This window comes from Streptomyces sp. NPDC089424 (genome assembly GCF_044749345.1).
Taxonomy (GTDB): Bacteria; Actinomycetota; Actinomycetes; order Streptomycetales; family Streptomycetaceae; genus Streptomyces.
On record NZ_JBIVHU010000002.1, the window covers coordinates 20,919 to 41,714 of the forward strand.

6 protein-coding genes are annotated in these 20,796 nt (G+C 72.3%); all 6 read right to left on the reverse strand.

What is annotated here, in order from left to right; genetic code table 11:
* Window position 1: 1 nt before the first annotated feature.
* A complete protein-coding gene (locus ACIP2X_RS07740; protein WP_401668995.1) occupies window positions 2–8,917 on the reverse strand; it encodes an amino acid adenylation domain-containing protein in 8,916 nt (2,971 codons plus the stop codon).
* Window positions 8,914–16,698 carry an amino acid adenylation domain-containing protein gene (locus ACIP2X_RS07745; protein WP_401668997.1) on the reverse strand — a complete coding sequence of 2,595 codons (7,785 nt, stop codon included), beginning with the start codon at window positions 16,696–16,698 and terminating at the stop codon, window positions 8,914–8,916. The genes ACIP2X_RS07740 and ACIP2X_RS07745 overlap by 4 nt, the downstream gene beginning before the upstream one ends.
* Before the next feature lie 46 nt (window positions 16,699–16,744).
* Entirely contained in the window at window positions 16,745–17,932 is a 1,188-nt protein-coding gene (locus ACIP2X_RS07750) for an NAD(P)/FAD-dependent oxidoreductase (RefSeq protein ID WP_401669000.1), read from the reverse strand.
* A gap of 107 nt (window positions 17,933–18,039) precedes the next feature.
* Window positions 18,040–18,294 (reverse strand): phosphopantetheine-binding protein, encoded by a 255-nt coding sequence (locus ACIP2X_RS07755; protein WP_401669003.1) that lies wholly within the window; start codon window positions 18,292–18,294, stop codon window positions 18,040–18,042.
* A gap of 34 nt (window positions 18,295–18,328) precedes the next feature.
* Window positions 18,329–19,918: an amino acid adenylation domain-containing protein gene (locus tag ACIP2X_RS07760; protein WP_401669006.1), complete on the reverse strand. Its 1,590-nt coding sequence runs from the start codon at window positions 19,916–19,918 to the stop codon at window positions 18,329–18,331.
* A 108-nt stretch (window positions 19,919–20,026) separates the two neighbouring features.
* On the reverse strand, window positions 20,027–20,728 hold the full coding sequence (locus ACIP2X_RS07765) for an LmbU family transcriptional regulator (protein WP_401669009.1): 702 nt from the start codon (window positions 20,726–20,728) through the stop codon (window positions 20,027–20,029).
* Window positions 20,729–20,796 lie beyond the last annotated feature (68 nt).

Below are 20,796 nucleotides of genomic sequence, written 5' to 3' on the forward strand. Positions count from 1 at the left end.
TCTACTCCTCTACGAACATCTTGCGCAGGCCGGGGCGGCGGGGAGCGGCCGATTCCTCCGACCACGCGGCGAGCGCGGTCACCGTCGGCAGGTCGAAGATCTTGCGGATGGGGATCTCGATCCCCAGCACGGCGCGGGCGCGGCTGATCAGGCGGGTGGCGAGCAGGGAGTGCCCGCCCAGCTCGAAGAAGCCGTCGTCGATGCCGACCCGGTCCACGCCGAGCACCTCGGCGAAGAGCGTGGCCAGGGCCTCCTCGCGGGCGGTGCGCGGTGCCCGGTAGGCGGCCGTGCCGTACTGCGGTGCGGGCAGCGCGGCCCGGTCCAGCTTGCCGTTCGGGGCGAGCGGCAGCCGGTCGAGGACCACGAAGGCGGACGGCACCATGAAGTCCGGCAGCCGCTCGGCGGCGAAGGCGTGCAGCTCCTTGGGGTGCGGGCCGTCGCCGGTGACGGCGGGCACGACGTAGGCGACCAGCCGCTTGCCGCTGCCGCGCTCGTCGCGGGCGACGACGGCGGCCTGCGCGACGCCGGGGTACGCGGTGAGCGCGGCCTCGACCTCGGCGGGCTCGATGCGGAAGCCGCGCACCTTGACCTGCGCGTCCCCGCGGCCCACGTACTCCAGCCGGCCCTCGCCGTCGAGGCGGGCCAGGTCGCCGGTGCGGTACATGCGGGTACCGGCCGGGCCGAACGGGTCGGCGACGAAGCGCTCGGCGGTCGGTGCGGCGCGGCCGTGGTAGCCGCGGCCCACGTTCCCGCCGACGTACAGCTCGCCGACCGCGCCCGGCGGCACCGGGCTCAGGCCGGGGCCGAGGACGTAGGTGCGCATGTTGCCGAGCGGGGTGCCGACGGGCGTGCTGCCCGGCAGGGCCCCGGTGCCGGCGTCGACGGTGAAGGTGGTGGCGTAGAACGACTCGCTCTGTCCGTAGGCGTTGACGATCCGTACGCCCGGGAAGGCGGCGCGTGTCTTGTCGACGAGCGAGGAGGGCAGGGCCTCGCCGGCGAAGACGACCGTCTCCACGCGGGTGCGGTCACGGATGCCGTCGACGAGTTCGGCGAAGGCGGACGGCACGGTGGAGATGACGCTGCCGCTCCAGCCGTTCGCGTCGCTCAGGGCCAGGACGTCCTGGACTATGTCGACGACGCCGCCGGTGGCGAGTGTCGTGAAGATCTCGAACGCCGAGACGTCGAAGTTCACCGACGTGCCGGCCAGGAGCCGCTTGCCGGGCGCCATGCCCACGCGGGAGGCCAGCCGCAGCACGCCGTTGACCACGGTCTCGTGGGTGATGGCGACGCCCTTGGGCTTGCCGGTGGAGCCGGAGGTGTATATCACGTACGCCAGCTGCCCGGTGTGCAGCGGCGGTTCGAGGCCGGTGGCGGCCCCGGACAGGTCGATCGTGTCGAGGAGGACGTGCGGGGCGTCGTGCGCCGGCAGCACCGCGAGCGTCGTGGAGTCCGTCAGCACCAGGCGCGGCCGTGCCTCCTCGAGGATGGCCGCCAGGCGCCGGCTCGGGTACCTGGGGTCGACCGGCAGATACGCGCCGCCCGCCTTCAGCACCGCGAGGAGGGCGACCACCAGGTCCGCCGACCTCGGCAGCGAGACCGCGACCAGCGACTCCGGGCCCACGCCGCGGGCGGCCAGTTCCTGTGCCAGGCGTGCGGCCCGCGCGGTCAGTTCGCGGTACGTGAGCGAGACGTCCCCGGCGAGCACGGCGGGCTCGTCCGGGCGCTGTGCCGCCTGTGCCTCGACGAGGCCGGTGATCGTGACGTCCGGGGTCGGGACGGCCGTGTCGTTGAACTCGACCAGGAGGCGGTCGCGTTCGGCCGGCTCCAGGACGTCGAGCTGCGCGATCCGGCGTTCGGGGGCGGCCGCCAGCTGTTCCAGGATGCGCACGAACCGGGCTGCGTAGGCCGCCACGGTGTCCCGGTCGAGGGCACCGGGCGTGTACTGGAGGAGGAACTTCAGGTGGGTCTCCACCGCCGCCATCAGGGCCAGCGGGTAGTGCGTGCCGTTGGAGGGGCGCAGGCCGGTGATGGCGATGCCGTCCGCCGCCTCGGTGGCGGCGCCGATGCCCTCCTCGTCGACCGGGTACGACTCGAAGACGACCAGCGAGTCGAAGAGGGTCTGGAGGCCGACCGACTGCTGGATCTCCGTGAGGCTGTAGTGGTGGTGCTCCAGCAGGGCGGCCTGCCGGCCCTGGAGCCGGGTGAGGAGCTCGGCGAGGGTGTCGCCGGGTGCGTACTGGACGCGTACGGGAAGGGTGTTGATGAACATGCCGACCATCGACTCGACGCCGGTCACCGCGGCCGGGCGCCCGGAGACGGTCGCGCCGAACACCAGGTCCTGGCGGCCGGTGAGCTGGCCGAGCAGCAGGGCCCAGGCGCCCTGGACGACGGTGTTGATGGTGACGCCCAGCTCGCCGGCGCGCCGGTTGAGTGCGGCGGACACGTCGAGCGGGAGGCTGATCTCGACCTGGTCGAGGCCGTCCTCGATGGCGGCTCCCGGTACGAGCAGGGTCGGCTCCTGGACCCCTTCCAGTTCGGCCGCCCAGGCGCGGGCCGCCTCGTCGCGGTCCTGCCTCGTGTACCAGGCCAGGAACTCGCCGTAGCTCCGGGTGGCGGGCAGGCCGGCCGCGTCGCCGTGGGAGCCGTAGAGCTGGAGCAGGTCCTGGAGCAGCAGGGGCGCGGACCAGCCGTCGGCCAGCGCGTGGTGGACGGTCATCACCAGCTCGGCCCGGCCGGGTTCCAGGGTGACCAGTGCCAGCCGGATCAGCGGCGGGGTGTCCACGTCGAAGTGGGCGGCCCGGTCCTCGGCGAGGAACCGCTCGAACGGCTCGGTCCGTTCCGCCTCGCCGTATCCGCTCAGATCCAGGTGCTGCCACGGCAGGGTGACCCCTGCCGCCGGGATCACCTGGACGAGAGCACCGTCGGCCCGGTCGACGAACGCCGCCCGCAGGCTGGTGTGGCGTTCGAGCAGCGCCTGTCCGGCCCGGCGCATCCGCTGCGGGTCGACCTCGCCGCAGAGGTGGAACACCAGCTGCACGTGGTAGGCGTCGAACGACGATCCCGCCAGCATCGAGTGGAAGATGATCCCGGACTGCGCCGGGGTCACCGGCCACACCTCGGCCAGGTGGCCGAAGCGGTCCTCCCAGGTGTCGATCTCCTGCTGGCTGACGTCGACCAGCCGGGCGTCCGATGGGGTCAGTCCGCCGGCCTCGGGTGTCGCGGCGTACCGGGCCAGGGCGGTGAGCGCCCGGACCCACAGCCCGGCCAGCTCGCTCACCTCGTCCCGGGAGAGCAGACCGGTGGGGAAGCCGAACCAGGCGGTCAGCTCCTCACCGTCGGGGGTGGCGCCGGCCACCGCGTTGATCTCCAGGGCCGACATCACCGGCAGGTCCGCGTCGGGCGCGGCGATCAGGTCCGGTTGGGTGCCGTCCGGTGTCCAGCCCTGGCGCCGCAGGTCCTCGGGGGCGGCCCCGCCGGAGGTCCGGCCGAGGTAGTTGAACCCGATCTGCGGTTCCCGTTCCGTGCTCAGCGCGGCGGCGGTCTGCGGGTTGAGGTGGCGCAGCAGGCCGAAGCCGATGCCGTCGCCCGGAACCTCCCGCAGCTGCTCCTTGACCGCCTTGACGGCCCGGCCGGCGGCCGGTCCGCCCGCGAACGCGTCCGCGAGGTCGACACCGGCCACGTCGAGGCGTACCGGATACATCGCGGTGAACCAGCCGACCGTGCGCGACAGGTCCGCGCCGGGCACCGCCTCTTCTTCGCGGCCGTGTCCTTCGAGCCGGACCAGCGCCGAGGAGGCGGGCACGCCGCGCGTGTGGCGCCAGTGGGCCAGTGCCAGTGCCAGAGCGGCCAGCAGCCCGTCGTCGACGCCGCCCCGGAAGACCGCGGGCACCTTGGTCAGCACGGCCTCGGTGACGTCCGCGGGCACCTGGACGCGCACCGTGTCCACGGTGGCGGTGACATCGCGTGCCGGGTCCCGTTCCCGGGCGCCGAGCACCGGCTCGTCGCCGCGCAGGATCCGCTGCCACACGGGCAGCTCCGCGACCCGCTCGGGACGGGCCGCCTCGTCGGCCAGGGCGTGCGCCCACCGGCGCAGCGAGGTGCCGGGCGCCGCCGGCTGCGCGGCGCACCCGCCCCGGACCTGCTTCCAGGCCGCGGCCAGTTCCGGTACGAGGAGCCGCCACGACACCCCGTCGACGACGAGGTGGTGCAGCACGACCAGCAGCCGGTCCGCTTCCGTGCCGGAGGTGAACCGCACGAACTGCGCCATGACGCCCGCGTCCGGGTCGAGCCGGTCCGCGGCCGCGTCCAGCTCGGCCTGCGCGTCGGTGTCGCCGTAGGGGACTTCGCGCAGCAGCGCCTCGGCGTCCACGCTGCCGGGCGCCTGGATCGACAGGCCCTGCCGGGTCCGGTCCAGCCGGGACCGCAGCACGTCGTGGCGGTCGAGGACGGTCTGCACCGTCGCGATCAGCCCCGCGCGGTCGATGTCCTCGGGCAGGGTCAGCATCATGGACATGGAGAGCCGGCCGAGGCCGCCGCCGAGTCCGAGCACGTGCTTCGCCGTCGGCATCAGCGGGGCCCATCCCGTGCCGCCGCCCGGCAGCTCGTCCAGGGTGAACCGTTCGTCCTCGCGTCCTTCGACCAGTTCCGCGAGCCGGGCGACCGTGCGGAGTTCGAAGATCTCCCGCGTGCTGACCTCGATGCCACGCGCCCTGGCGCGGGCGACGATCTGGATGGAGCGGATGCTGTCCCCGCCGCTGGCGAAGAAGTCGTTGTCGATGCCGACGCTGTCCACGCCGAGCACCTCGGCGAACAGTGCGCTGAGGATCTCCTCCACCTCGTTGCGCGGTGCCCGGCCGGTCGATGCCTGCCCGTGGTCCGGTGCGGGCAGCGCCCGCTGGTTCAGCTTCCCGTTCGGTGTCAGCGGCAGTTCCGGGAGCGGCACGAACGCGGGCGGGACCATGTAGTCGGGCAGCCGCTGACGCAGGTACTCGGGCAGCTCGATGAGCAGCGGGCCGATCGACCTGGCCAGCGCGGGGTCGTTCGCCAGGGCCCGGCCGGCGGTGGTGCCGGGCACGAACGCGCCCGTGACGGCGCGCCGCCCCGTCCGCCGCCCGAGCAGCACCGCGTCGAAGCATCGCGGGTCCTGTCCCGACAGGGTGAGGACCACCTCGCGGTCGTGCTTGTCCGCCCACCGGATCAGATCCTGCGGATCGGCCGGGGCACCGGTCCTGGACGCCAGCTGGAGCAGGCCTGTCGCCGCGATCAGGACGGCTTCCTCGGCCAGACGCGCGTTGGGTATCCCGGTGACCCGCACCGGGCCGTCCGCCCGGTCGGCGAGGCGGCCGAGGCCGGCCAGGTCGTGTACGTGCTCGCCCCACGGCACCGAGGGCGCACCGGTCACGTCGAGGACGTCGGCCCGCCGGTCGTGCAGGATCACCTCGTAGCGGTGCCGGGTCAGCTCGTTGTGCGCCCCGCCGGGCTTCACCCGGATGTCCGCGCCGACGCACCGGCCCGCCGCCCACTGGGTGAACCACTCCGGGGCGATGGTCAGTTCCCGCTCGCCCAGCAGCTCTCGCTGCACCAGCGTGCGCAGTTCGTCGTACGAGGCGTGCGGGTGCAGGGCACGCTGTACGGCGGTCTGCATGAAGCTGCGCGTGGCGGCGCTGCGGACGTCACCGACGATGATGCGGCCGCCCGGCGCGAGGAGTTCCAGGGCCTGGTGCAGCACCTGGTCCAGATAGTCGACGTTCGGGAAGTACTGCACCACCGAGTTGAGGACGATGGTGTCGAACCGGCCGCGCGGCAGTCCGGAGGTGTCGTCGGCGGGCTGGGCGCTCAGCCGGACCCGGTCGCCGTAGCCGGCCTGTTCGGCCTGCACGCGGACCCGGTCGACCACCGTGCCCGAGATGTCGGTGCCGTAGTACTCCTCCACCTCGCCGGCGATCTGCGCGAGGAGCAGGCCGGAACCCACACCGATCTCCAGCAGCCGCCGCGGCGTGAACCGCAGCACCTGCGCCACCGCCGCGTCCTGCCACTGCCGCATCTGCTCGAGCGGGATCGGCTCGCCGGTGTAGCTGGAGTTCCAGCCCTGGAAGTCGTCGCCCAGTGTGCCGTCGCTGGATTCGGTGTAGCTGTCGTCGTAGAGGTCGCGCCACTCGTCCACCTGCGCGTCGGCGACCGCGGCCGCGGCATACGGTTTGGGGACCAGGTAGCCGACGAGCTGCTTGTCGCCCTGCGAGGTCTCCCGCACCACGGCCGCCGCCTGCGCCACGCCGGGGTGCGTCGTCAGCGCGTGCTCGATCTCCCCCAGCTCGATCCGGAAACCCCGGATCTTGACCTGGAAGTCGGTGCGTCCGAGGTACTCCAGCTCGCCGTCCTTGTTCCAGCGCACGAGGTCGCCGGAGCGGTACATCCGGGTGCCCGGCGCGCCGTAGGGGTTGGCGACGAAGCGGTCCGCGGTCAGCGCGCTCTGCCCGAGGTAGCCGCGGGCGAGGCCCGGTCCCGCGATGTACAGCTCACCGGCGACGCCGGGTGCGACCGGGCGCAGCGCGGTGTCCAGCACATAGGCCTGGGTGTTGGCGACGGGCCGCCCGATCGGCGGGGTACGGCCGTCGCCCACCATCGGGGCGCTCATGGCGGCGCACACGGTGATCTCCGTCGGGCCGTAGCCGTTGATCATCCGGCGTCCGGCCGACCACTGTGCCACCAGCTCGGGCGAGGACGCCGAGCCGCCCACGACCAGGGTCCGCACGCTCGGCAGGGAGCCGGTCGGCAGTGCCGCGAGCACCGCCGGTGGCAGCGTCGCGTGTGTCACGCCGTGCGCGGCGATCGTCTCGATCAGCGGCTCGCCCGCGGCCAGTTCGTCCTGGTCGGCCAGGACCAGCCGCGCCCCCGCGAGCAGGGACATGCCCCATTCCCAGAGCGAGGCGTCGAAGCTCGGCGAGGCGAACTGCAGCACCCGGCTGTCCGGTGTCACCGCGAGCCGCTCGGTCTCCGTCGCGACCAGGCTCGCCATGCCCGCGTGGCTGACCGCCACGCCCTTCGGCGTCCCGGTCGAACCCGAGGTGTAGATGACGTACGCGGTGTTGGCCACCGCCACCGGGGCGAGCCGGTCGGCGTCGGTGAGGGGGCCCGGGCCGGCGGCGGCCAGCGCCGCGGCCACGTCCGGGTCGTCCAGGCGGATCAGGGGCGCGGACAGCTCCGGCAGCTGCGCCGCCGAGGCCGCGTCCCCGAGCACCAGCAGCGCCCCGGAGTCGGCGACCATGAACGCCACGCGCTCCGCCGGGTAGGCGGGGTCCACCGGCAGGTACGCCCCGCCCGCCTTCAGCACGGCCAGGATCGCCACCACCCACTGCGGGGTCCGGGAGAGGGCCACCGCCACCACCGACTCGGGCGCAACTCCCCGTGCGGTCAGCACCCGTGCCAGCCGGTCGGCCCGCTCGTCCACCTCCCGGTAGGTCAGCGCCACGTCCCCGTGCACCACGGCCACGGCGTCCGGTGTCGCGGCGGCGCGCTCGGTGAAGAGCGCGTCGATGGTCCGCTCGGGCACCTGCGCCACCGTGTCGTTGGCCCCGCGCAGCAGCCAGTCCCGTTCGCCGGCCGACAGCACCTCGATGGCGCCGACCGGCAGTGCCGGGTCGTCGAGGACCTGCTCCAGGATGCGGATGAACCGCTCGACGATGCGCTCGGCCGTGCTGTGGTCGAACAGGTCCGTCGCGTATTCGAGGAGCCCGTGGGTGCCGCCGGACGCGTTCGGGACGATGTTGATGAGCAGGTCGAACTTCGCGGTGCCGGTGGCGGCCGGGACGGGGGTGACCTTCAGGCCCGGCATCTCGATCTCGCCCCACACGAACTGCCAGCCCAGCGCCGTCTGGAACAGCGGCATGTACGCGCTGGTGCGTTCCGGGTTGAGCAGCTCCACCAGCCGCTCGAAGGGCACGTCCTGGTTGTCGTAGGCGGTCAGGGCCTTGTCCCGCACCTGCTCCAGCAGATCACCGAAGGACGGGTTGCCCGACAGGTCGGCGCGCAGCACCCAGGTGTTGACGAAGAACCCGATCAGATCGTCGAGTTGCTCGTCGCCGCGTCCTTCGATGGGGCTGCCGATCGGCACGTCCTCGCCCGCGCCCAGCTTGTTCAGCAGCACCGCCAGCGCGGCCTGGGCGACCATGGGCGCGGTGGCACCGCGGTCGGCGGCCAGCTTGTTCAGCCGGGACATCAGCTCGGGCGCCAGCTGGAAGGGGACCTCGCCGCCGCGGTGGCTGGCCGTGGCCGGGCGGGGCCGGTCCAGCGGCAGCTGGAGCGGCTGCGGTATCTCGGCCAGCTCCTTCTTCCAGTAGGCCAGTTGCTCGGCGACGGTGCTCTCCGGGTCGTCCTCGTCGCCCAGCACCTGCCGCTGCCACAGCGTGTAGTCCTTGTACTGCACCGGCAGCGGCGTCCAGTGCGGCGCGCTGCCGCGAAGGCGGGCCGTGTACGCCGACACCAGGTCCCGGATGAACGGCGCCACCGACGAGCCGTCCGCGGCGATGTGGTGGAACACGAACACCAGGACGTGCTCGCGCGGAGCGATCCGCAGCACGGTCGTCCGCAGCGGAAGCTCCGTGTCCAGGTCGAACGGCTCGCGGGTGGCCTCGTGCAGCGCGTCGCCCACCTCGTCGGCGGCCACGTCGGCCACGCGGAAGGGGAAGACCGCCTCCTGCGGGGGCAGGATCCGCTGCTGTGCCGTGCCGTCCGCGTCCTCGAGGACCAGGGTGCGCAGACTCTCGTGGCGGTCGGTCACATCCGTGACCGCGGCGGCCAGGGCCGTCGTGTCCAGTGCCCCTTCCAGGCGCAGCACGAAGGGGACGTTGTAAGTCGCGGACGGGCCTTCCAGCTTGTGGAGGATCCACATCCGGCTCTGGGCGAAGGACAACGGGATCATCGACGGGTCTCCTGTACGTTCATCGGGCGCAGCCGGGGACGTTTCGACGTGGCGAGCTTCTCGATCTGCTCCGCCAGCTGGGCGACGGTCGGCTTGCGGAACACCGTCGTGACCTTCATGTCGGCGTCCAGCTCGCTGCGTATGCGGCCGATCAGCCGGGTGGCCAGCAGTGAGTGGCCGCCGAGGTCGAAGAAGTCGGCGTCGATACCGACCTCGTCGGTGCCGAGCAGTTCGGCGAACAGCCGGCAGAGGACTTCTTCGTTGGGGTTGCGTGGTCCTCGTCCGACCGCGGCTTCGGTGTGGTCCGGCGCGGGGAGCGCGCCCCGGTCGAGCTTGCCGGTCGGTGTCGTGGGGAACGCCGCGAGCGGCACGATCGCCGAGGGGACCATGTACTCCGGCAGCCGCTTGCGGGCCAGGTCCGTCAGGGCCGCGACGTCGGGGCCGGCCGGGTCCGCCGTGCCGCCGCCCGCCAGGACGTAGGCGACCAGCCGCTGGTCCCCGGCGCGGTCCTCGCGCACCACGACCACCGCGTTGGCGACGTCCGGATGTCCGGTCAGTACGTTCTCGATCTCGCCGAGTTCGATGCGGAAGCCGCGGATCTTGACCTGGAAGTCGATACGGCCGAGGTATTCGACCTGGCCGTCGTCGCTGAAGCGCACCAGGTCGCCGGTGCGGTACATCCGGGTGCCGGGCGCGCCGTAGGGGTTGGCGACGAACCGGTCCGCGGTCAGCGCGCTCTGTCCCAGGTAGCCGCGGGCCAGGCCGGAACCCGCCAGGTAGAGCTCACCGGCGACGCCGGGCGCGACCGGGCGCAGTGCCGCGTCCAGCACGTACACCTGGGTGTTCCAGACCGGCGCGCCGATCGGCACCCGGTCCGCTCCCGGCACGTGCTGCCACGCCGTGACCTCGACGGACGCCTCGGTGGGCCCGTAGAGGTTGTGCACTTCGCAGTCCGGCAGCAGTTCGGTGACCTTGTTCGCCAGCGCCGGCGGGAACGCCTCACCCGCGACCTCGATCCAGCGCAGGCTGTCGCACTGCCGTACCGCGGGCTCGCCGGCGAACACCTCCAGCAGGGAGGGCACGAAGTCCGCGCCGGTCACCCGCTCGCGCTGGATCAGCTCGGCCAGATAGGACGGATCGCGCCGCCCGTCCGGACGGGCGATCACCACGGCGGCGCCGACCTGCAGGGGCGCGAACAGCTCGGGCACCGACACGTCGAAGCCGGCCGAGGTGCTCAGGAGCATCCGGTCCTCGGCGGCGACGCCGAAGTGCGCCAGGCCCCACTTCAGCCGGTTCATGATCGACCGGTGGGACACGGCCACGCCCTTGGGGCCGCCGGTGGAGCCGGAGGTGAAGATGACGTACGCGGCGTTGTCCGGCGACAGCGCCCGCCGCGGATCGGTGGCCGGGTACGCGGACACGTCCGGCAGCGTCCCGTCGAGCACCAGCAGGGGCGCGGCGTTGTCCAGCACGTGCCGCACCCGGTCCTCGGGCAGTTCGGTGTCCACCGGCACATAGGCGGCGCCGGCCTTGACGATCGCGTAGATCGCCACCATCAGGTCGACGGATCGCGGAATGCGTACCGCGACCAGCCGCTCCGGGCCCGCGCCCTGTGCGATCAGCCAGTGCGCCAGCTGGTTGGCTCGCCGGTTGAACTCGCCGTAGGTGAGCCGCTCGTGCTCGCCGATCAGCGCCACGCGTGCGGGGTCACGCTCCACCTGGGCCTCGAACGCGTCCGGCAGGGTGTCGGGCGCCACGGGATGTGCCGTGTCATTGATCCCCCGCACCAGCCGGTCCCGTTCGTCCGCCGACAGCACGTCCACGGCGCCGATGGGCACGGTCGGGTCGTCGAGCACCTGGTCGAGGACGCGGACGAGGCGGGCGGCGATCCGCTCGGCCGCCTCGCGGCTGTAGAGGTTGGTCTGGTAGTCGAGGGAGGTCCGCAGGTAGGGGTCGGAGGCGTTGAGGGTGAGCGGGTAGTGCGAGCCCGCGAAGGGCCGGATGGCGTCGATCGAGAATCCCGCGGCGGTGTTCGCGTCGACGATGCCGGCCCGGTCGATCGGGTAGTTCTCGAACACCACGATCGTGTCGAACAGGGCGGGCAGGCCGACGTCGCGCTGGATGTCGGCGAGCCCGTAGTAGTGGTGGTCGAGGAGCGAGGTCTGCCGGTTCTGCAGGTCGGTGACGACCTGGGCGACGCTCCGGTCCGGCCGGCAGAACGCCCTGGTCGGCAGGGTGTTGATGAACAGGCCGACCATTTCCTCCGCACCGGGGAGTTCGGCGGGCCGGCCGTTGACGGCGGCTCCGAACACCACGTCCGGATGCCCGGTCAGCTTCGAGAGCAGGATCGCCCACGCGCCCTGGAGGAGGGTGTTCAGCGTGACGCCGAGTTCCGCGGCGCGGCGGGCGAGTTCGCGCCCCTTGTCGATGGACAGCGGTACCTCGATGCGGCCGAGGGCGGACACCGCGGCGTCCTGGACGGGAGCGTTCGGGGCCACGAGGGTCGGCTGGTCGAATCCGTCGAGTTCGGCGGCCCAGCGGGCGGCCGACGCCGCGCGGTCCCGGGTGGACAGCCAGGCCAGGTAGTCGCCGTAGCTGCGGACCGGGCCGAGCCCGTCGGTCGCGGAGTACAGCCGGATCAGGTCCCTGATCACCAGGGGCGAGGACCAGCCGTCGAAGAGGGTGTGGTGCGCCGTGATGATGAGCTTGGCCTGCTGCGGCCCGCAGGTGAGCAGGGCCAGGCGCATCAGCGGCGGCTTGAGGGGGTCGAGCCGGTCGGCCCGGTCGTCGGCCAGGGCCCGGTCGAGCGCCGCGTCCTGCTCGGCCGGGGTGCGGCCGGTCAGATCGGTGTGCCGCCAGGGCAGGGTGACGTGTTCGGGCAGGACCTGTACCGGATCGCCGGCGGCGCCGGCGAGGAACGCGGAGCGCAGGTTCGGGTACCGGCCGAGCAGGGCCTGCCCGGCCGCCCGCATGCGCGCCGGGTCCACGGTCCCGGACAGATGCAGCACGAACTGCATGTGGTACACGTCGAAGGAGCCGTCGGCGAGCGCGGCCTCGAACTGGATACCGGACTGTCCCGGGGCCTGCGGCCACACCTCGGTCAGCCGGCCGTAGCGCTGCTCCCACGCCTCGATCTCGTCCAGCCGCACCGAGACCAGCGGGGCGTCCGAGGGGGTGAGGCCGCCGGTGTGCGGCTGTGCGGCGTGCGCGGCCAGGCCGCGCAGCGCCGCCACCCACAGCTCGGCCAGTTCGGCGGTCCGCTCGCGGGACAGCACTCCGGTGGGGAACATGAAGACCGTCTGGAGCCGGGTGCCGTCGGCGGTGTCCGTGGCGACCGAGTTGACCTCGAGGGCGGACAGTGCGGGCAGGTCCGGGTCGGGCATCGCGATCAGTTCGGCGGACCAGGGCGCCGGCCCCCACCCGAGCGCGCGCAGGTGCTCGGGCACGTCGGCGTCGGAGATCCGGCCGAGGTAGTTGAAGCCGATCTGCGGGGCGGGGTACTCGGCGAGCTGCTCGGCGGTCTCCGGGTTCAGGTGGCGAAGCAGTCCGTACCCGATGCCCTTGTCCGGGACGCCGCGCAGCTGCTCCTTGACCAGCTTGATCGCTTTCCCGGCGGCGGGGCCGCCGGCCAGGGCGTCGGCCAGGTCCACGCCCCGCACGTCGATGCGGGCCGGGTACATGCTGGTGAACCAGCCCACGGTGCGCGAGAGGTCGGCCCCGGGGACGACGTCCTCCTGACGGCCGTGCCCCTCCAGGCGGACCAGGGTGGAGCCTTCCTCGCCGCGCCACCGGTTCACCGCCAGGGCGAGCGCGGTGAGCAGCACGTCGTTCGCGGTGCCCCTGAACGCGGCGGGCAGCCGGGTCAGGACCGCTTCGGTGACGTCGGCGGGCAGCTCCACCCGTACGGTGTCGACCGTGGACCACACGTCGACCGCCGGGTCCGGCGCCCGCGTGCCGATCAGGGGGTTCGGTGCTTCGAGCAGGTCCCGCCAGTAGGCCAGTTCCGCTTCCCGCTTCTCGGAGAACGCCTCGTCCTCCAGCGCTACCGCCCAGCGGCGGGCCGATGTGCCGACCGCGGGCAGCTCGGGCGCCCGGCCGGAGCGGACCTGCTGCCATGCCTCGGCGAGGTCCGACATGAGGATGCGCCAGGAGACGCCGTCCACCACCAAGTGGTGCAGCACCACGAGCAGCCGGCCCTGGCCCGAGGGCGCGGCGAACCAGACGAAGTCCGCCATGGTCCCGGCCGCCGCGTCGAGCCGGCCGACCGCGTCGTCCAGCTCGGTCCTCGCTGCCTCCAGCAGGTCCGGATCGTCCCATCGGCCGTCGCAGTCGACCCGGCGGATCAGGTCCGCCGCGCGTACGGTGCCCTGCGCACGCACGACGAGGGAGCTCTCGTCGCCGCGCACCAGCCGGGCGCGCAGCAGGTCGTGCCGGTCGAGCACGGCGTCCAGCGTCGCGGCGAGGCCGCTTTCGTCGATGCCGGCGGGCAGTTCGAGGACCATCGACATGGCGAACCGGTCGGTCCCCCCGCCGTGTGCGAACACCTGCCGGGCCACCGGCTGCAACGGCATCGGTCCGACGCCGCCGCCGTCGTCCTCGGCGAGCACGGGCACCCGGTCCCGGCGTGCGGAGGCCGCCTCGGCGAGGCGGGCCGCGGTGCGGAACTCGAAGATCTCCCGGGTGGTGAGTTCCAGGCCCCGGGCACGGGCTCGGGCGACCACCTGGAGGGAGCGCAGGCTGTCGCCGCCCACCGCGAAGAAGTCGTCGTCGACGCCGATCCGCTCCACACCGAGCACGTCCGCGTAGGCCGCGGTGATGACCGTCTCCGCCTCGGTGCGCGGCTTGCGGTAGGTCTCGCCCGTGAACTCCGGTTCGGGCAGTGCCGCGCGGTCCAGTTTGCCGGTCGGACCGAGCGGGAGCTTGCCGAGGGCGACGAAGGCGGAGGGCACCATGTAGTCGGGCAGCCGGGCCGCGACGAGGGCGCGCAGATCGGCGGCCGACGCGCCGGCCATCACGTCCACGTCGCCGATGCCGCCGGCGCCGTCGTCACCGACGGCCCCTTCGCCGGTGTGCACCACGTAGGCGACGAGCCGCCGCCCGCCCGAGGGCACTTCGCGGCTGACCACGACCGCCTCGCTGATGCCGGGGAGCGCGTTGATCGCCGCTTCGACCTCGGCCGTCTCGATGCGGAACCCGCGCACCTTCACCTGACCGTCGCCGCGGCCGAGGCATTCGAGCCGGCCGCGCGCGTTCCAGCGGGCCAGATCGCCCGTGCGGTACATCCGCTCGCCCGGGGTGCCGAAGGGACTGGCCACGTACCGCTCGGCGGTCAGGCCGGGGCGGCCGTGGTAGCCGCGGCCGAGGCAGGTTCCCACCACGTACAGCTCACCGACCGCGCCCTGCGGCACCGGGGCGAGGCCCGGGCCGAGCACGTAGGCACGCATGTTGCCCAGCGGGGTGCCGATGGGGGCGATGTCGCCGTCGGCCCACTCCTCGCCGGCCTCGAGGGAGAACGTGGTGGCGTAGAAACTCTCGCTCTGCCCGTACGAGTTCACGATCCGCGCGCCGGGCAGTGCTTCGCGTACTTTGCCCACCAGCTGGGCCGGGAGCACGTCGCCGGCGAACACGACCGTGCGGACGTTCGGCGCCTTGTCGAGGTGGCCCACCAGTTCCCCGAGCACCGAGGGGACCCCGCTGATCACATGGCCGTCCCAGCCGTCCCGCTCGCCGAGCGCGAGCGCGTTGTGCACCAGCTCGGCGGTGCCGCCGGTGGACAGGGCGGTCAGCAGCTCGAAGACCGAGACGTCGAAGTTCACCGAGGTGCCGGCCAGCATCCGCCACCCGGGCGGCGTGTCCAGCAGCCGCGCCAGTTCCCGCACGCCGTTGACGACGCCCCGGTGGGTGATCGACGCGCCCTTCGGCTTGCCCGTGGAGCCGGAGGTGTACATCACGTACGCCAGGTTGTCCGGGTGCGGCGGGATCCGGCCGGCGCCGTCCGGCGCCCCGGCGGGCGCCTCCCACGTGGCGCGGTCGTCGACGTTGACGCTCACCATGGTGTGCCGCGGCAGGTCCCGCGCCGTCACGGTGTCGGTGACGACGAAGCGCGGGCGGGCCTCGGACAGCACGCTCTCGGCCCGCCCGGCGAGGTACTGCGGGTCCATCGGCAGGTATCCGGCACCGGATTTGAGGATGCCGAGCAGCCCGGCCACCAGGTCCTGCGTGCGCGGCAGCGCGAGGACCACCAGGTCCTCCGGCCCGGCGCCCCGGCACACCAGTTCCCGGGCGACACCCTCGGCGCGCTCGTCCAGCTCGCGGTAGGTCAGTGTCCGGCCGTCGCACACGAGGGCCGGGGCGTCGGGCGTCCTGGCGACCTGGTTCTCGAACAGCTGCGCAGCGGTCAGCTCGGGCAGTGCCATGGCGGTGTCGTTGAACCGGGTGAGCAGCAGGTCCCGCTCGGCCGCATCGAGGACGTCGATGCCGCCGATCCGGTGTTCGGCGTCGGCCACGAGCCGGCTCAGCACCAGGACGAAGCGGTGCGCGAGGCCCTCGACGGTGTCCCGGTCGAACAGGTCGGTGCGGTACTCCAGACGGCACTGCGCTCCGCCCGAGTCCTGCGGGATCAGGTCGAAGAACAGGTCGAACTTGGCCGTGCGGGTCTCCAGCCGCTCGGAGCGGGCGAGAAGGCCGGGGAGCTCCAGTTCCGGTATGGACGGCTGCCAGGCGAGCATCACCTGGAAGAAGGGGTTGTAGGCGGTGGAACGGTCGGGGTTGAGCAGTTCCACCAGCCGCTCGAAGGGCATGTCCTGGTGGTCGTAGGCGGCGAGGGCCTGCTCCCGCACCCGCTGGAGCAGCTCGCGGAAGGTCGGGTTGCCGGCGAGGTCGACGCGCAGCACCCAGGTGTTGACGAAGAACCCGACGAGTTCGCGCAGTTCCTCGTCGGTGCGGCCGGCGATCGGCGCGCCGATGGGGACGTCGTCACCACAGCCGAGGTGATGCAGCAGGACCGCGAGGGCGGAGTGCATGACCATCGAGACCGTGGTGTCCGCCTGCGCGGCGAGCTTCTCCACGGACCGGAGCAGGTCGGCCTCGATGGAGAAGGGGACCATGTCGCCGTGGTGGCTCATCGACTTCGGGCGCGGGCGGTCGGTGGGCAGCGCGAGCGGCTGCGCCAGGTCGGCCAGGGTCCGCCGCCAGTACTCCAGTTGTGCGGCCGCCAGGCTGTGCGGGTCGGACTCGTCGCCGAGCACGTCCCGCTGCCACAGCGTGTAGTCCGCGTACTGCACCGGGAGCGGCTCCCACGCCGGGGCCCTGCCGTCCTGGCGGGCCGTGTAGGCGGTGATGAGATCGCGGCACAGCGGCCTGAAGGACTCCCCGTCCACGGCGATGTGGTGCATCACCAGCACCAGGGTGTGCTCGCGTGGTCCGCTGCGTACGAGGGTGGCGCGGACCGGCAGGTCGGCGGCCAGGTCGAAGGTCTCGGTGGCCGCCTCGTCGACCGCGGCCGCCCGCTCCTGCTCCGTGGCGGCCTCGACGATCCGCAGGGCGGGCCGGGTCCTGTCCGTGGGCAGCACCCGCTGGTACGGGACACCGTCGTCGTCCTCGACGACGATCGTGCGCAGAGCCTCGTGCCGGCCTGTGACGTCGTGGAGCGCTGCCTCGAGCGCGCCCACGGTCAGCTCACCGGTCAGCCTCAGGGCGAGAGCGCCGTTGTAGGTCGGCGAGGGGCCTTCGAACCGGTCCACGAACCACAGCCGGCGCTGCGCGAACGACAACGGGATCATTGTGTGTCTCCAAAATCAGCAGGACCACCAGGGAGCAAGCCGCAACTCAGCTCTGGTCGAGCAGCGTCAAGAGTTCGGTGTTGTAGAAGTCGTCGAGGGAACAGGCGCCCGACAGCGTCGAGAAGTACCGGTCGATCAGGTCCTGGTGGCCGACCAGCTTCCGCAGCAGCTCGGCCCGCCCCTCGGGCTTCAGCTCGGCCACGTTCAGCGCGCCCTGGTAGTGGCTGAGGGCGTCGCCGTCCAGGTCGTCCTCGTAGCGCTGGAGGGCGTCCTCGAGGGCCGCGTCGTCGTGCAGCTGCTGCCCGATGTGGTCGGTGAGCGACTGGGCCTGGGCGAAGGCCTCGGTGATCCCGCGGGCGGTGATGGAGTCCTTGTGGTTCACCGCGTCGCCGACCAGCACCCACCCGGGCCCGAAGGCCTTGCGGAAGAAGTTCTCCTGGTGCCCGGTGCCGTACAGCTGCTCCTCGCGCCTGCCCGCCCGCATCCGCTCGTACAGTTCGGGCGCCGTCGTGCGGAAGGCATCGAGGTAGAAGGGCTCCACGTCCTTGCGGACCCCGGAGAACTCGTCCTGCGGGAAGTAGGTCATGAGCAGGGTGAGGTCGTCGTTGGTGGGGATGACGCCGATCCAGCGCCCCGGCCGCTCGTACAGCTCGAAGTGTGCGGGGATTCCGGACCAGTAGCTGTAGTAGGTGCAGGTCAGCCGCGGGTGCTCGATGACGTTCGGCGCGCCGGTCTTGCGGGCGACCAGTGAGCGCATGCCGTCCGCTCCGACGACGAGGCGCGCCCGGTCCTCCGCGACGGCGCCGCCGGGCGTCGTGTAGCGCACGCCGACGACCCGGTCGCCGTCGAACACCAGGTCGTTGACCGCGCAGGACTCCCGGAACTCCACGCCGGCCGCCACGGCACCGTCCGCGAGGATCGGGTCGAGCACGTAGCGGCGCGGCGCGTACGTGGTGCGCTGGCCGTCGATCGGCAGGGAGAAGCCGTCGACGCGGACCCCCGGCCCCTCGTAGCTCTGGCGGTCGATCGGCCGGCAGCCCGCCTCACGGAGCCTGTCGAGCAGCCCCCACCGGTTCAGCAGCGCCACGCCCTGCAGGTGGATGTAGTGCGAGGACAGCGTGTCCTGCGGAAAACTTGCTTTCTCCAGGAGCAGGACGCGATAACCCTGCCGAGCGAAGAGCATGGCCGTCGGCGATCCCGCACAACGGGCACCTATGACAATCACGTCGTACATGGCGCCTCTCTTGCCTGATGGCTTCTTGGATTCCAACGGCCGCAGCCGGAAAGGACTTGTGCAAGGGAGCGAAACGCGAGAGCGCGCGGAGTGGGCCGGGCCTGACGCTAGGAGGCCACCGCGCCCCGGGATTCGCCCTGGGATTCGCCCTGGGATTCGATGTACGCGGAGATGGAGGCCACCGTCGGGTTGCGGAACATCTGGTCCACCGGCACCTCGACGCCCAGGTCCTCGAGGAAGGCACCCTGGATCCTGACCATGATCACGGACTGGCCGCCCAGGGCGAAGAAGTCGTCGTCGACCGCTATGTCGTCGCGTTTGAGTTCCCGGCACCAGATGGCGCGCACCTCGTCGGCGATCATCGCTTTCCTTTCGGTTGTCATCGGGGTCCGCCGGCTACGCCGTCGTGCCGCTGACGGCGTACCGGTCCCGGTGCATGTCGAGCAGCGCGGGCCGGTCCACTTTTCCGTGGGGGCTCAGCGGAATGCTGGAAACGGAGATGAATCGGGCCGGCACCATGTTCCGCGGCAGTGTTTTGAGGAGGCCGGCGCGCAGGTCGTTCTCGTCGGGAGCGTTCGCTCCCGCCGGGACGACGAACGCGAGCAGCTCGGCGTCGCCGGAGCCGGTGTAGGTGACCGCCACGGCGGCCTCGCGGACCCCGGCCAGCCGGCCGAGCGCGCGCTCGACATCGGTGGGGTCGATGCGCATGCCCCGCACCTTGACCTGCGCGTCGATCCGGCCGGCGACGACGAGTTCGCCGGCCTCGTTCACCCGGCCGCGGTCGCCGGTGCGGTACAGCCTCAGCGGCGCGCCGTCGGCCGTGATGGTCGTGAACTTCTCGTTCTCGGGGCCGGTGGCGCCCACATAGCCCGCGCCGACGCCGGCTCCGGCGATGCAGACCTCGCCGTACTCCCCCGCGGCGACCCCGCGCAGCTGCTCGTCAAGGAGGTGGATGTCGGTGTTGTAGGCGGGCTTGCCGACCGGGGCGATGTCGTGTTCGCCGGGCCGGTACCCGGCGAGGTCGTAGGAGGTCGCGACGTCGGTGCACTCGGCGACGCCGTACTGGTGCAGGAGGGTGCAGCCGTTGCCCTCGCGCTTGGCCCAGTCCGCGAGGCGCTCGGGCTTGAGCGGCTCCCCTCCGAAGAGCACGTAGTCCAGCCGGGTGAGTGCGTCGCCGCCGCGTGCGCTCTCCCAGTCGACCAGCACGTACAGCGTGCTGGAGGCGCAGTGCACCACGCGTATCTCGTGCTCGGTGAGGATGCGGTAGGCCATCATGGCGTCGAAGTTGCGGCTCGCCAGCAGGTACTGGGTGGCGCCGCAGAACAGCGGTGTCATCAGGGCCCGCTGGGAGAGGTCGAACCCGAACGCGCTGACGACCAGGTTGTGCGATCCGCTGTGCAGGCCGTACTCGAGCCGCAGCCAGTTCATCAGGTTGAACCAGCCCTCGTGCCGCACCGCGGTCAGCTTCGGCGTGCCGGTCGAGCCCGAGGTGAAGACGGCGTAGCAGATGTCGTCCCCGGTGACGGGGACTTCGGGCGCTGTCGCCGGGAGGTCCGCCAGAGGGCCGGACAGCTGCTGGAGGTCGACGGTCTCGACGTCTGCCGACTCGGCCATCGCGGCGGTCGCCGGGGAGACCACGGTGAGCGCGAGGTCGGGCACCTGGCCCAGCAGCAGTTGGAGGCGTGCCGCCGGGTAGGCGGGGTCGAACGGCACGTAGGCCGCGCCCGCTTTCAGGGTGCCGAGGATCGCGACGAGCATGTCGAGCGAGTAGTCGAGACAGACGCCGATCTTCGCGCCCCGGCCGTGTCCGCGCGCGGCGAGGTAGTGCGCGAACCGGTTCGCCCGCACGTCCAGCTCCGCGTACGTGGTCTGCCGGCCGGCGCAGACGACGGCGACGGCGTCGGGGGTGGCCGCGGCGTGCGCCTCGAACTGCCGGTGGACGACGGTCGACGGGGGCAGGGCGACCCGCTTTCCCTTGAGGATCATCAACTGACTCCGATGGTGAGAGGTGTCCGGTCGGACGGGCCGCCGGCACGCCACGGGGAGGGGGGTGTGACCGGCGTGTTGGGGCGGCGCGCAGCCGGGTGTGCGCCTTCAGGCGGTCCGTCGCTCGGCGGTCTCCAGGACCTGGGTCACCCACTCGCCGACGGGCAGGCCGTGCGCCGCCGCGGCTTGCGAGTAGTGCTCCAGCTGGCCGGCGGACAGCTCGATGGTCAGTGTCGTGACCTTCTGCCTGCGTTTGCCGGCGGCAGCCGACTCGGCCAGCCGCGCCACCTCCGGGCTCTTGCCGTCGCCGCTGGAGGGGATCTCGGCCGTGTCGCTCTGCACGGCCAGGCTGGCGCGGACCGTTCTGCGCAGCTCGTTGCGCGACCACTTCTGCTGCTCGGCCTTGCGCAGCCAGTAGTCCTGCTCGGGCGGTGACAGGCGGGCCACCTCGGCGTGGTGGGCGAAGCTGAGGCCGCCGCGCCTGCGGTGGTGGTCGAAGCGCCGGCCGACCCACGCGTAGTTGCGCAGGGTCTGGTAGTCGAGCCCTGTCCGCTCGATCGCCTCCTTGTACCTGCGCCAGCCGTAGGTGCTCTCCCCGTAGATCAGCCAGTCGGCGAGCCACCAGGCCGAGGAGTTCACCAGCTCGCGCAGGCTGGTCCCGATCCGTTCCCAGGACTGCTCCGAGAGGTTCGCGGGGAAGATCATCCCCGACTCGTGCACCTTGGCCCGGGTCCCCAGGAGGGACAGGACGGCATCGTGCTGCGCGGGCTCGCCACTGTTGTCCACCGGCCCCGCGCTCGCGGTTTTCACAGCGCCCCTCACGACCTTCATCTCCCAACTCAAAAAGTGTGTGCCCGGGCGTGAACCGAATCGTCGGG